The sequence below is a fragment of the Pedobacter flavus genome, assembly GCF_036324285.1.
Taxonomy (GTDB): Bacteria; Bacteroidota; Bacteroidia; order Sphingobacteriales; family Sphingobacteriaceae; genus Pedobacter; species Pedobacter flavus.
In genome coordinates this window covers 356,076-369,615 of record NZ_JAZDQU010000002.1, presented here as the reverse complement: position 1 = coordinate 369,615, position 13,540 = coordinate 356,076, and the positions used below count along the sequence as shown (strand labels likewise).

General features: G+C 33.3%; 11 protein-coding genes. 6 read left to right on the top strand and 5 right to left on the bottom strand.

The window, feature by feature from the left end:
* Nucleotides 1-99 precede the first annotated feature (99 nt).
* The gene (locus VRU49_RS07640) at nucleotides 100-1,302 is read left to right on the top strand and encodes a GAF domain-containing sensor histidine kinase (RefSeq protein ID WP_330146190.1); all 1,203 of its coding nucleotides are present in this window, start codon (nucleotides 100-102) and stop codon (nucleotides 1,300-1,302) included.
* Nucleotides 1,303-1,342: 40 nt separating this feature from the next.
* Nucleotides 1,343-2,779 carry an asparagine--tRNA ligase gene (gene asnS, locus VRU49_RS07635; protein ID WP_330146189.1) on the top strand — a complete coding sequence of 479 codons (1,437 nt, stop codon included), beginning with the start codon at nucleotides 1,343-1,345 and terminating at the stop codon, nucleotides 2,777-2,779.
* 71 nt (nucleotides 2,780-2,850) lie between these two features.
* On the opposite strand, the gene VRU49_RS07630 is transcribed toward asnS, so the two are convergent.
* Entirely contained in the window at nucleotides 2,851-4,506 is a 1,656-nt protein-coding gene (locus VRU49_RS07630) for an FMN-binding glutamate synthase family protein (RefSeq protein ID WP_330146188.1), read from the bottom strand.
* A 65-nt stretch (nucleotides 4,507-4,571) separates the two neighbouring features.
* Here VRU49_RS07630 and VRU49_RS07625 point away from each other — a divergent pair, with 65 nt between their 5' ends.
* Nucleotides 4,572-5,192 (top strand): L-threonylcarbamoyladenylate synthase, encoded by a 621-nt coding sequence (locus VRU49_RS07625; RefSeq protein ID WP_330146187.1) that lies wholly within the window; start codon nucleotides 4,572-4,574, stop codon nucleotides 5,190-5,192.
* Between the two features lie 53 nt (nucleotides 5,193-5,245).
* Here VRU49_RS07625 and VRU49_RS07620 read toward each other — a convergent pair whose 3' ends face one another.
* Complete coding sequence (locus VRU49_RS07620) at nucleotides 5,246-7,750, bottom strand: S9 family peptidase (RefSeq protein WP_330146186.1); 2,505 nt, start codon at nucleotides 7,748-7,750, stop codon at nucleotides 5,246-5,248.
* Nucleotides 7,751-7,939: 189 nt separating this feature from the next.
* Between VRU49_RS07620 and VRU49_RS07615 the strand changes: the two genes are divergently transcribed.
* Both VRU49_RS07615 and VRU49_RS07610 read left to right on the top strand, forming a co-directional pair.
* Nucleotides 7,940-8,836: a polysaccharide deacetylase family protein gene (locus tag VRU49_RS07615; RefSeq protein WP_330146185.1), complete on the top strand. Its 897-nt coding sequence runs from the start codon at nucleotides 7,940-7,942 to the stop codon at nucleotides 8,834-8,836.
* Nucleotide 8,837: 1 nt separating this feature from the next.
* Nucleotides 8,838-9,953 carry an RsiV family protein gene (locus VRU49_RS07610; protein ID WP_330146184.1) on the top strand — a complete coding sequence of 372 codons (1,116 nt, stop codon included), beginning with the start codon at nucleotides 8,838-8,840 and terminating at the stop codon, nucleotides 9,951-9,953.
* On the opposite strand, the gene VRU49_RS07605 is transcribed toward VRU49_RS07610, so the two are convergent.
* Genes VRU49_RS07605 through VRU49_RS07595 form a run of 3 tightly spaced genes read right to left on the bottom strand, consistent with a single transcriptional unit; the run spans nucleotide 9,950 to nucleotide 11,615 of the window.
* Nucleotides 9,950-10,426 (bottom strand): 3-oxoacyl-ACP synthase, encoded by a 477-nt coding sequence (locus tag VRU49_RS07605; protein WP_330146183.1) that lies wholly within the window; start codon nucleotides 10,424-10,426, stop codon nucleotides 9,950-9,952. The genes VRU49_RS07610 and VRU49_RS07605 overlap by 4 nt on opposite strands.
* A complete protein-coding gene (locus tag VRU49_RS07600) occupies nucleotides 10,411-10,992 on the bottom strand; it encodes a nitroreductase family protein (protein WP_330146182.1) in 582 nt (193 codons plus the stop codon). Before VRU49_RS07600 ends, VRU49_RS07605 begins: the two co-directional genes overlap by 16 nt.
* Nucleotides 10,993-11,045: 53 nt before the next feature.
* Nucleotides 11,046-11,615 (bottom strand): hypothetical protein, encoded by a 570-nt coding sequence (locus VRU49_RS07595; RefSeq protein WP_330146181.1) that lies wholly within the window; start codon nucleotides 11,613-11,615, stop codon nucleotides 11,046-11,048.
* A gap of 56 nt (nucleotides 11,616-11,671) precedes the next feature.
* Between VRU49_RS07595 and VRU49_RS07590 the strand changes: the two genes are divergently transcribed.
* Nucleotides 11,672-13,294 carry an ABC-F family ATP-binding cassette domain-containing protein gene (locus VRU49_RS07590; protein ID WP_330146180.1) on the top strand — a complete coding sequence of 541 codons (1,623 nt, stop codon included), beginning with the start codon at nucleotides 11,672-11,674 and terminating at the stop codon, nucleotides 13,292-13,294.
* Nucleotides 13,295-13,540 lie beyond the last annotated feature (246 nt).

The window sequence follows — 13,540 nt, the reverse complement described above, 5'->3', positions numbered from 1 at the left end:
TAAATTTTATTAATGAAACTCCCAGAAATTTCTGGGAGTTTTTTTTTGCTTTAAAAGTTTTTTTGTCTAATATTAAATAATTTTTAAAATGTAAATTTGATGGTGAAGGCAAATTCTTTAAATGTTGATTATTTCGAAATCAAACGATTACATAAATTATATCGTTACGAGATTTTAAACACCCCTCCCGATGCTGCCTTCGAAAAAATAGCCATTTTGGCTAGCGAGATTTTTAAAACGCCTATTGCTACCATAAGTTTTATAGACGATAAACGAATTTTTTTTAAGTCGATAGTTGGAGAAATAAATGTCGTAGATATACCCCGAAATAATAGTTTATTCAATCTTAATTTAGATGATTATGAAATTGTTGTTTTTAACGATATATCCAATCTAGCTAATTCACCAACAAAATTTGCATTTCAGGTTAATGATGGCATAAATTTCATGGCCTCTGCCCCACTAGTTTCCAAGGAAGGATTTATTATTGGATCTATTTCTATTTTAGATTACCAAGCAAAAGCAGAGTTTAGTAGTAATCTATACTTATTATCCATATTATCATCTATTATTATGGATATTTTAGAACAACGTTTAACTTCTCGTATTGTTATTAGAACACAAAGAGATCGTTTAAATAGAGTGGTACACGATATTAAGAATGCACTAACTACTATAAAATTATCAAGCGAAATTATTCAAACCAAGACTAAGGAGAATGAAATCGTTCAAACTTTAACTTCTAAAATTAATTCGGCAAGCGGTAATACGCTCAAAAAAATTAATTCATTATTAGACACTTCGAGTATTGAAGCCGGTAGGTATGCTTTAAAAATAGAACCTTGCGATTTATTGGAAATTTTAGAAACGGTTTACAATAATTTAGAACTGGTTGCGAAATCAAAATCTCAGGACATCAAAATAAACATCAATAATCCATTACCCATTAATGGCGATAAATCTAAATTAACTGACCTTTTTGAAAATTTAGTAAGCAACGGATTAAAATTCTCCTTCCCCAATTCAACCATTAATATTGGCGCTGTTTCTGACGAGCAAAATGTTGTTATATACATTAAAGATGAAGGTTTAGGTTTAAGTGAAGATGATTATGACAAACTATTTAAAAAGTTCGTTAGTCTTAGTTCTCAACCTACAGGGAAAGAACATTCTAATGGACTAGGTCTGTTTTTGGTAAAAACCATAACCGATTTACACCATGGTAAAGTTTGGGCGGAGAGCAAAGGAAAAAACCAGGGAACAACCTTTTACATTAGCTTACCAAGAGCTGTGGTAGATTAAAACAAAATCCTTATTTTTGTATTCCTTAAGTCCAAAAATAATGATCAGTAGAGAAAAAATAAGCGATTTATTACAATCAACAACGTTTGATAGAGAAGTGACGGTTATGGGTTGGGTTAGAACCTTTCGAAATAATCAATTTATAGCCCTTAATGATGGGTCGTGCATGGGGAATCTACAAGTGGTAGTTGATTTTAATAATACCGACGATGCTATTCTAAAAAGAATTAATACCGGTGCAGCAATTAAAGCTACTGGACAACTTGTGGAAAGTTTAGGTAAAGGTCAAACCGTTGAAGTAAAAGCAACGAGTGTTGAAATTTTAGGTGATAGCGATCCTGAGAAATTCCCGCTTCAACCTAAAAAACATAGTTTAGAGTTCTTAAGAGAAATAGCTCATTTACGCTTCAGAACTAATACTTTCAATGCTGTTTTTAAATTAAGACATGCATTAGCATTTGCTATTCACCAATTCTTTAATGAAAGAGGTTTTGTTTATATGCACACGCCAATTATTACGGCAAGTGATGCAGAAGGTGCTGGAGAAATGTTTAAAGTAACAACTTTAGATTTAGATAATCCTCCAAAAACTGAAAATGGAGCTATCAATTATGCCGAAGACTTTTTCGGAAGAGCTACCAATTTAACGGTATCCGGACAACTTGAAGGTGAGTTAGCTGCCATGGCATTTGGACAAATTTATACTTTTGGACCAACTTTTAGAGCAGAAAATTCTAATACTACTCGTCATTTAGCCGAATTCTGGATGATGGAACCCGAAATTGCTTTCGCAGATTTAGAAGACAATATGAACTTAGCAGAAGATATGCTAAAATTTGTTATTAAATACGCGTTAGAAAACTGTAAAGAAGAATTAGAATTCTTAAATAATAGATTATTAGAAGAAGAGAAACAGAAACCTCAACAAGAAAGAAGTGAACTTTCATTAATAGAAAAGTTAAATTTCTGCCTTAGCAACGATTTCGAGCGTATAACTTATACGGAAGCCATCAATATTTTAAAAGCAAGTAAACCAAATCAAAAGAAACAATTTAAATATTTAATTGATAGCTGGGGTGCCGACTTACAAAGTGAGCACGAGCGTTATTTAGTTGAAAAGCACTTTAAAAAACCAGTTATTTTAACGGATTATCCAAAAGATATTAAATCGTTTTATATGCGTTTAAATGATGATGGAAAAACCGTTGCTGCTATGGATATTTTATTCCCTGGCATTGGCGAAATTGTTGGTGGATCGCAACGTGAAGAACGTTTAGACATCCTTAAAGAGAGAATGGTTGAAATGCATGTACCACAAGACGAGTTGTCTTGGTATTTAGATACCCGTAGATTTGGATCAGCTCCACATGCTGGCTTTGGATTAGGATTCGAAAGATTAGTATTGTTCGTTAGCGGGATGACTAATATTCGTGATGTTATTGCATTTCCACGTTTCCCAAAAAGTGCTGAATTTTAATCTCAAATTATATTCCATAAAAAAGGCTTCATAAAATTTATGAAGCCTTTTTTATGCACTAATGTTAGCTACTATACGTTTTTATTTACTCTTCCGTAAGAAGAAGCATTTTCATAATCTATAGGAGAAACTTTATAATCTGTTGGTGCAAAGCTTGATGAAGTACTCAACGCCATTCCTAATTCCATATGAGCTGGATATGGTGTTTGTAATAAACTTCCTGCTGGAACATAAGGGAAGGTCTCAATATAACTTTGAACTACATTTTGACTAACTCTACGGTTAATATAAGCTCTAGTTAATTGAGAAGGTTCTCTTAATCCCGCAGCGCCTAATAATTCAACAGCACTTGCAACAGTTAATTTATGGTAATTGTAAACTCTAACGGTTTTATCTTCAACCACTAAACCTTTCATTAAACTTTCGTCTTGTGTAGCTACACCAGTAGGACAAGTATTGCTATTACACTCTAAAGCCTGAATACAACCTAAAGCGAACATCATTCCTCTTGCAGAATTACATAAATCTGCTCCAAGGGCAATATTTTTCACCAAATCAAATCCAGATGATACTTTTCCTGATGCAATAATGCGGATATGTTTTTTCAAATCAAATCCAGACAACACATCATAAACAAAGGCTAATCCTTCACGTAAAGGCATACCCACTGAGTTAGAAAACTCTTGTGGCGATGCTCCTGTACCACCTTCACCCCCATCAACAGTAATAAAATCTACATAAATATTAGATTCTACCATGGCTTTACATATTGCGTAAAACTCACTTCTACGACCAATACATAATTTTATACCGATAGGTTTTCCACCACTTAAATCTCTTAATTTCTTCACAAATTGCAACATCTCCATTGGCGTGGTAAATGCTTTATGTCCCGGAGGCGATAATACATCCTCTCCTACTTTTACCAAACGAATTCTTGCAATTTCTGGTGTTACTTTTCTCGCCGGCAAAATACCTCCGTGCCCAGGTTTTGCGCCTTGAGATAATTTAATTTCAATCATTCTCACATTAGGTGTCTTAGACCTTTCTGCAAAAGCATCAAAATTAAAAGTTCCATCTTGGTTTCTACATCCAAAATAACCGGTTCCTATTTGCCAAATTAAATCGCCACCTGGCAATTCATGGTAGTCACTTATACCACCTTCTCCAGTATTGTGTGCAAATCCACCCATTTTTGCTCCACCGTTTAATGCCAATACTGCATTCTTACTTAATGAACCAAAACTCATCGCCGAAATATTAAAAATACTCGCCGAATATGGTTGTTTACAATCCGGACCACCCACCATTACACGTGGGTTTGAATTTAACTCATGATGACTAATTGCATTAATACTATGACTTAACCATTCATATCCATTCTCATAAACATCAAATTGAGTTCCGAAAGGAATAGTATCATTTTCTTTTTTTGCACGTTGATAAATTAATGATCTATTTAAACGACTATATGGTTTTCCGTTGGTATCACTTTCAACAAAATATTGATAAACTTTAGGTCTTAAATCTTCCATGAAATAACGAAGACGACCAAAAACAGGATAATTCCTCACAATACTATGTTTAGGCTGATAAAGATCGTAAACACCTAAAATTATAAATGGTCCGATAAATATAAATGCCCAAATAAATGGCGGCCAAGCCAAACTTATCATAACCGTAGCGGTTATTAAGAAAGCGGCTAATGCGATAAATGCTTTTCTCATGTCTTTTGTTAGCAGTTTTTTTTTACAAATATCCTAAATTACTTTCAACTAACGTACTTTTACATATGCTAATTAAAATTTATTCTGATAATCCCAATGAAAAACACATCCAACAGGTTGTAGACGTGTTAAAGAAGGGTGGATTAATTATTTATCCAACAGATACAGTTTATGGATTAGGTTGCGATATAACTCATCCTAAAGCCATTGAAAAGATCTGTAAAATCAGGGGTATTAAGCCCGAAAAGGCTAATTTCTCATTCGTATGCTCAGATTTAAGCCATATTTCTGACTATATTAAGCCAATTGATACTTCAACTTTTAGGGTAATAAAAAAAGCATTGCCAGGGCCTTTTACATTTATTTTTAATGCAAATAATAATGTCCCTAAATTAATGAGCTCTAACAAAAAAACGGTCGGTATTAGAGTTCCCGATAATAATATTGCTCGCGAAATTGTAAAGGCACTAGGAAACCCAATTGTATCTGCCTCCATTAAGGATGAAGATGAGTTGATAGAATATTCTACAGATCCAGAATTAATTCATGAAAAGTATGAAGATTTAGTAGATATTGTTATCGATGGCGGGTATGGAGATAACGAAGCTTCTACAGTAGTAGATTGTACCAATGGATACTTCGAAGTAATAAGAGAAGGAAAAGGTGATTTGAATTTATATTTATAATAAAAATGGGATAATGTAAATTAACATTATCCCATTTCTTTGATTAGGCTTATTTACCTACCCTTCCCATTCATCGGAATTTCTCTATCCATTTCCATAATATTTACGGATTGAGAAAAATCTCCTAATAAATACTGATTAAAATAATCAGCTAAACGCCAAAAATAATACTCTGTCATATCTCCAAAGCCATGGCGCTGTCCTGGAACTAGCATATAATCAAAGCGCTTATTTGCTTTAACCAATGCATTAGCTAATCTAATAGAACCCGCTGGATTTACATTATTATCAATATCTCCATGCATTATTAACAATCTACCTTTAAGGTTTTTCGCCAATTCAGGGTTTTTATCAATAGCATATTTAAAAGTAGTATCGCCTTTTGCTGTGATAACTTCTTTTACTCCATGGTGCTTTTCACTCCACCAACGGTTATAAATTGCATTATCATGATTTCCTGCAGCAGAAACAGCTACTTTAAAGAAATCTGGATAAACCAACATAGCGGCAGTTGACATAAAACCACCACCAGAGTGACCTGTAATACCCACTTTAGATGCATCAATAAACTTATGGCGGTCAGCTAATTGCTCAATTGCAGCTTTTTTATCAGCCAATCCATAATCTCTTAAATTTCCATAACCATAAGTATGGTACCATTTACTGCGTGCCGGATGTCCGCCTCTATTACCAACCGTAATTACAATATAACCAAGTTGAGCTAAACGGTCTGTTCTATCCATCGACTTACTGAATGATTTATTAACCGCTTCAGTTTGTGGTCCTGGATATACATATTCAATAATTGGATACTTTTTATTCGGGTCAAAGTCAAATGGTTTATACATTACACCATATAAATCGGTAATTCCATCATCTGCTTTAACTTTAAATGGCTCTGGGAATTTATAACCCGTTTGCATTAATAAACTTAAATCAGCGATTTCTAAATCCATCACTTTGTTTCCTAAATTATCCATTAAAACAGAAGTAGGAACTGTATTTACTCTAGAAAAATTATTTACAAAGAATTTTCCATCATCATTCATGCTCACCTGATGATCAAAATCACCCTTATTTAATAGCTGAAGACCTGTACCATCAAAATTTACTTTGTATAAGTGATAATAATAAGGATCTTCTTTAGCTTCCTTACCATTAGCCGTAAAATACAACATTCTATTTTTTTGATCTACATGAACAATCGCTTCAACATGATAAGGACCTTTTGTAATTTGATTTTTCATTTTACCATTTCCATCATATAGATAAAAATGAGCCCAACCATCGCGCTCACTCCAGTGAATCAATTCTTTTCCACCATCAATTAAAGCCGGACGCGTGATTTCTACATAGGTATTAAAACGTTCTTCAATTATGGTTTTAATTTCCCCTGTTTGAATATTATAAGTAGCTACATCAATACGTTTTAAATCTCTACTGGTTCTATTGAAATAGAAAGTAGTATTATCGCCCAACCAAATTGCAGGTCTAAATTCATTATCTCTATCTTTTGCCAAAGATGGTGCTCCCCATAACGAGATTGTTTGGTCTTTAAAAGCATTTGGACTTAATACTTTGTAAGATTTTGTAGCAAAATTGAATAAAACAAATTCGTTTTGAGGCGCCTCTGCTTCACCAGGCATATGGTATTTATAAGTTTCTAAGGTTGGTCGGCCAGCCGAAACTGAATTAATAACCCAGAAATCTTTAACTTTTCTACTATCTGTTCTATTTAAAATAAAGTGTTTTGAGTCGGGCGACCAGTACACAAATGCACCCCTTCTCTTTTTATTATTTTTCTCATTTACCTCATTATTTTCTCCATCTCCATCGCTACCATAAGAATAATATTTCACACCATCTTTTGTTAATTGATGCTCCACAATAGTACTATCTTCCTCATTTTGGATGGCTTTTTTATAATTTTCCTTATCCATCCAGTATAAATTATAATTTCTACTGAAAATAATAGCCGAACTATCTGGTGCTACAGAACCCCAGCTCGGTTTAGCTTTAGGCTTTTGAAAATTGGGAATCTCAGTTAGTTTTTCGGTATCTAAATCTACTTTAAATGAAAAAACCTTTTTTTGCAGAGAATCAGCCGCTTTTTTATCCTTTCTATCAGGCTTTAATTCATCTACCGTACTTTTAATTTCAAAAGTTACCGATTTCTCATCCTTAGAAAATTTTAAATTTTCAATTGGTAAATGTTGTGCATCAAATGGATCCTTAACAATTGTAGTAATTCCTGCAGCCAATTTATCCATGTCAAACATTTTGCGCTTGGTTTTTGCTACAGGATCTACGATATACCATTCTTTTCCGTTTGGTGTTTCGTAGGTATACCAAAATTTATTAGATAATTTTAACCAATGTGGATCTACTGAAGTTGAGAAAACAAGCTTCCTTAACTTTTCTGGAGAAAACCTAGATGCTAATTGGTAATTTGCTCTTACCTTATTGTCGGGCTGTTGCTCAACTAAGGTAAAAGTGGATTGGGCCATGGCAAAATTGCTGCTCAAGGCCAACAATACTAAGGGTATTAATTTTTTCATGAATGAGAAAATAGTTTGTTCGCCCGCTAAATTATTGATTAAAAACTTCCTTTAAAAATTGAAAGATTAGAAAAATTGAGATATTATCAACAAAATCAGTAAATTATCAACACTTTTAAAATATATTACATTACTACCTACTTATTTTTAGTTTTGTATTAGAAGCATAATTATTAAAAATACTACTCAATGAAATTAAGACAATTCTTATTATACGCATTTACAGGAACTATAATGTGGAGTTTCTCAAGCTGTTCTACAGAAACTAAAAGTGCAGAAAATGCAGATTCTACGGAAGTTTCTTTAGAAAAAGAAGAAAACACATCCAATTCTACAAATTCAACCGAACAAATAGATACCGATGCTATAAAAGTAGCTTCTGCAAAAACTATTTTAGAAAGAAAACAAGTACCCATTTTATGCTATCATCAAATAAGAAACTGGACAGAAAAAGATGGAAAAGTAGGCAAAGACTACATCACGCCAATTGAAACTTTTAAATCGCATATTAAAATGTTGGCTGATAGTGGTTATAATACCATTCTTCCAGATCAACTATATGCTTATTTAAATGAAGGTAAACCACTTCCTGAAAAACCAGTTATGATAACATTTGACGATACAGGAAGAGATCAGTATACTGTTGCAGCACCAGAATTAAAAAAATATGGTTTTAAAGCCGTTTATTTTATCATGACCGTCTCTATTGGCAAAAAAGGATTGATTAGCTATATGTCTAAAGATGAAATTAAAGAATTGTCTGATGCCGGAAACGTTATTGGTAGCCATACTTATGACCATAAAAACGTTAAAAAATATGCAGGAAACGATTGGGTAGAACAAATTGAGAAACCTTCGAAAAAATTAGAAGAAATTACAGGTAAAAAAATTGAATATTTTGCCTATCCATTTGGGTTATGGAACCCAGAAGCTATTCCAGAATTAAAGAAAAGAGGAATGAAAGCCGCATTTATTTTGGCTACCAAAAGAGATGAAAAAGATCCTCTATACACAATTAGAAGAATTATTGCTAGTGGATATTGGGACGCAAAAACCCTCCACAGAAGCATGGTAAACAGTTTTTAATATGAAAAATATTGGATTATTATTTATCGCTGCAGGAATTTTTTTATCTGCTTGTAAGCAAGAAAAGCTTAATGACGCTGAAAACGGTACGCTATTAACAAAAAACTATTATAAGCGTTTAGAAGGCAGTATTGGTGGAGATCAAGTAATAATCCAACTTCAAAAACACGACTCTATATTATTTGGAGGCTATACAAACCAAGGTGAAGAGCACCATTTAATTTTAGATTCTGTAATTGGTGATAGCCTAATTCTTATAGATTATAAACTATCTGATAGAGAATGGGATCATGTAAATGCAGCTAGATTACATTTAAAATGGGTTGGAAATGGATTCAACGGGAACTGGAATAGTAAAAAGAGTCAAGAAACTTTACCTGTATTAACTAAAGAAAAATACCCTCAAGGAAGCTTAAAGTTCGATATTTTTGAATACACAGAGAGCTTAACTGCCTTTAAAAATAAGAAAGACAGTCCGAAATCGAAGTTTTATTTTTATGCACCAACCTCTGAAAATAATTGGATTAACTCAGAATTTAAAAAAGCAATGGATTCTGTTGGGACTGGCGATTGGATAGACATTGCCTTAAAACAATCTAAAAATTATCTCGCAAACTATGTTTACGATGCTGAAGAATTAATAAAAGATTATCCTAAAATGCCCCTTGCAGTACTTAATTATTTTAACAGCAATCAGGGTATTATTCATTACAATAATCATGGTTACGTTGTCTTAAACAGATTTAGCGATAGTTATTCTGGTGGAGCGCATGGGTTTAGCTTTAGTTTACTTCATAACTATGATGTGAAGAATAAAAAGAAAATGAAGCTTCAAGATGTTATTAGAATAGATTCTAATGAATTGGGTAAAATTATCACCAAAAATTATAGAATCTCTAGGAATATTCCTGAAAATGAAAAATTAGAAAACTATTTGTTTCAAAATAAAATTATGCCAAGCAAGGAATTCTATTTCAACGATTTAGGATTAGGTTTTCTATATAATCCTTATGACATTGCGAGTTATGCTGATGGTCAGATTTTTATCTTAATTCCGTACAAACAAATTAGGCCATTCTTGGTGCCGGATTTTGCTAATAGAATGGGATTAAATTAATAAACTTCTAATATCTGATAACGATTGCCATTAAAATCTATAACATCACCTTTTTGGAGACCATTTAGTTTTAATCCCAAGGGAGAACCTTGAGAAATAGCATAAAAATCGACACCCTTTATTTGGATTTTACCCACACCTATAGCCATAAAAAAATTTCCACGATTGGTTTCTACAACAGATCCCAATTGTATTTTTTGGGAAGATGTATTGAGCTCAATAAGTTTTAGAACCTGTCCTTGCTGACCAGCATCTAAAAGCATCTTTTTATTGCGCTCAATTTCCTGTTGCATCATTTCGCGCGTCGTTTCATATTTATCTCCAGCACTACTTTTTGTGTCGTCATTACTGGCTTCTACTGCCTGATCTAAGGCAATTTGAGCAGTTTTAAGTCGTTGGGTAATAAAATCTGAACATGCATTTAACAATGCTTCACGTATATTTTTTGAGTCGGAATTTAATCCTTTATCCATGTTAATTTTCTTTCTAAAGGCGTCCTTACTGCTTTTCTTAGTGCTTCATTATGGTAACCTAAATAATAAAAACCTAGGCATTTCTCATTAGGAGCCAATGATAAATAATCGCCAATATTATTAATAATTAAAGCTGGAGAACTCCAATATCCGCCCAAATTAAACGATTCTGCTGTTAAAGCCATATTCTGAACTGCACAGCCAACCGACGCAATTTCCTCCCATTCTGGTAACTTATCTGGATGTAATGATACAATAATAGCTATAACACATCCAGCTTGATCTGCCTTTTCTATAAAACTATTGTATTTCTTTTCTAAAAATAAATCCTCAGGTGTAAGTGTTTTATAGATATTGGCGGCATGCCTACCCAATTTAGATTTACCATCGCCAGTAAAAGCAACAAACCTCCAAGGTTCTGTTTTTTTATGTGTAGGCGCATAAATTGCAGCTTCTATTACTTGCTCAATTACCGATTCTTCAATAATATTATTTATATAACTTTTCGGAAATATACTCCGTCTAGATTGAATTAAATTCCTTAAAATTTCTATGCCTTTATCCATATTCAAAAGTACATCATTGTAGGCTAGTAACACTTAATTATTTTAAAATATGATTAAGATTTAAGATGTCGTCGAATTTTCTTTAATCTACCATAAAATGCAACCGACTCCCTACAACTTAAATAATCAACCGTAGCAATTAGCTCATCTTTAACCCAAGAATGTGTATTAATAAAGCCAGTAAGTGCTTCCATACAATTGGCTTTTACAGCAACAGGTGTATTTTCATCTACGAGCCATAGAAACAAAGCATCTACCACCTTATCTAAATTTAAATTCCTGTAATTTTTATAATTTGGAGAATCCGCTGATTGTTTATTTAAAACAATTATAATACGTGTTATATGTCGCTTACAAGATAAATTGGTAATTGATGGAAACTTATCAATAAACTCGGGCAAAATGACTTGAATAGTAGCTACATTTAATATTGCAGTTGTTTCTAAAACCCAAGCTGCTCTAAAACAGATTAAGGGATCTGTATGAAACATGAGTTTAAAAAACACTTTAAAAACAAGTTCATCATCCACACAAATTGCCGCCAATTCTAGCACCTTTTGCTTTCCAATTGGTTTCTCTAATTTGGAAACCATTTCTTCCTCTATTCTATTGGATTCGTTCATATTCAAAATAGCTTTATGCGCTTTTTTTTCGTATCTTTGCACCAAATTTTTACAATATGATATCAGTCTCTAATCTCTCGCTAAGATATGGCAAACGCACTTTATTTGAAGATGTAAATTTAAAGTTTACTCAAGGTAATTGTTATGGTGTAATTGGTGCTAATGGTGCAGGTAAATCTACCTTCCTTAAAATTTTATCTGGAGAGGTTAGTCAAACCAGCGGCTCAGTAGCCATCACCCCTGGTGAAAGAATGGCAGTTTTAAAACAAAATCACTATGAATTTGACGAATTAAGCGTTATTGAAACGGTGATGATGGGCCATAAAGAGTTGTACGAAATAATGAAAGAAAAAGATGCCATTTATTTAAAGGAAGATTTTTCTGAAAAAGATGGTGAACGTGCAGGAGAATTAGAAAATCGTTTCGCTGAAATGGATGGCTGGAATATGGAAAGTAATGCCGCTACCCTATTAAGCAACTTAGGTATTAAAGAGGAATTTCACTATAAATTAGTAAAAGAGCTTGATGGTAACCAAAAGGTAAGGGTTTTATTAGCTCAAGCATTATTTGGGAATCCTGATATTTTATTACTGGATGAGCCAACCAACGATTTAGATATCGAAACTATTGCGTGGTTAGAGAATTTCCTAGCAGATTACCAAAATATTGTATTGGTTGTATCCCATGACCGTCACTTTTTAGATGCAGTTTGTACACATATTGTGGATATAGATTTCTCTAAAATGAGTATATATTCAGGTAATTATACGTTCTGGTACGAAAGTAGTCAGCTAGCTTTAAAACAACGCAGTGACCAAAACAAAAAATTAGAAGAAAAAGTTAAGGAGCTTCAAGAGTTTATTCAACGTTTTAGTGCAAACGCTTCTAAATCTAAGCAAGCAACTTCACGTAAGAAAGCTTTAGATAAAATAGATATTTCGGAAATTAAGGCTTCAAGTAGAAAATATCCGGCAATTATGTTCAATAATGCAGGAAGAGAAGCTGGTGATCAGATTTTACAAGCAGAGAAATTAAGCAAAACCATGAATGGCGAAGTATTATTTAAAGATATTTCATTTATGGTAAATAAAGGCGATAAAATAGCTATTCTATCACAAAACAGCTTAGCTACTACGGCCTTTTATAATGTTCTTTCGGGCAGAGACCAAGATTTTACCGGCGAATTTAAATTTGGTGTAACTATAAGTATTGCCGATATTCCAAATGATAATTCAGATTATTTTGAAGGAAAAGATGAAAATCTGGTTGATTGGTTACGCGAATATTCGGGAACAGATGCTGATGAACAATTTGTACGTAGTTTCCTGGGTAGAATGTTGTTCTCAGGTGAAGAAGTATTGAAAAATGTGAAGGTACTCTCTGGAGGCGAAAAAATGCGTTGTATGTTCTCTCGTATGATGTTACAACAAGCCAATTTCTTGATGTTTGATGAACCTACGAATCACTTAGATTTGGAATCTATTACTGCTTTAAATAACGGTATGAAAGATTTTAAAGGCACGATATTATTTACTTCACGAGATCATGCATTAACAGAATCTGTTGCAAACAGAATTATTGAGATTACTCCTAAAGGTACTATTGATAAGCTTATGACGTACGATGAGTATATCAATAGCAGTGATGTAGCTGCTTTAAGGGCGGAGTATTATAAATAAAGTCGGGAAGTCCGAAAGTTAGGGAGGCGGGAAGACGCGGAAAGTCAGGAAGACGGGAAGACGGGAAGACGGGAAGTTGAGGAGTTGAGGAGTCGAGGAGTCGAGGAGTCCGAAAGACGGGAAGATGGGAGTTTTTGAACTCCTTAATAATTTCTTGGCAGCCTAATTTCGCCGCAACTGGCTTTACACTACTTCTCTAAATAATTTAAAAAATCATAATAAAATAGTCGGAGATGCTGAAAACTA

Coding starts and splice junctions, on each gene's coding strand:
- VRU49_RS07605 (WP_330146183.1), bottom strand. CDS start 10,426: ATGGATAAAGGATTAAATTCCGACTCAAAAAATATACGTGAAGCATTG.
- asnS (WP_330146189.1), top strand. CDS start 1,343: ATGATCAGTAGAGAAAAAATAAGCGATTTATTACAATCAACAACGTTT.
- VRU49_RS07630 (WP_330146188.1), bottom strand. CDS start 4,506: ATGAGAAAAGCATTTATCGCATTAGCCGCTTTCTTAATAACCGCTACG.
- VRU49_RS07615 (WP_330146185.1), top strand. CDS start 7,940: ATGAAATTAAGACAATTCTTATTATACGCATTTACAGGAACTATAATG.
- VRU49_RS07600 (WP_330146182.1), bottom strand. CDS start 10,992: ATGGATAAAGGCATAGAAATTTTAAGGAATTTAATTCAATCTAGACGG.
- VRU49_RS07590 (WP_330146180.1), top strand. CDS start 11,672: ATGATATCAGTCTCTAATCTCTCGCTAAGATATGGCAAACGCACTTTA.
- VRU49_RS07620 (WP_330146186.1), bottom strand. CDS start 7,750: ATGAAAAAATTAATACCCTTAGTATTGTTGGCCTTGAGCAGCAATTTT.
- VRU49_RS07610 (WP_330146184.1), top strand. CDS start 8,838: ATGAAAAATATTGGATTATTATTTATCGCTGCAGGAATTTTTTTATCT.
- VRU49_RS07640 (WP_330146190.1), top strand. CDS start 100: ATGGTGAAGGCAAATTCTTTAAATGTTGATTATTTCGAAATCAAACGA.
- VRU49_RS07595 (WP_330146181.1), bottom strand. CDS start 11,615: ATGAACGAATCCAATAGAATAGAGGAAGAAATGGTTTCCAAATTAGAG.
- VRU49_RS07625 (WP_330146187.1), top strand. CDS start 4,572: ATGCTAATTAAAATTTATTCTGATAATCCCAATGAAAAACACATCCAA.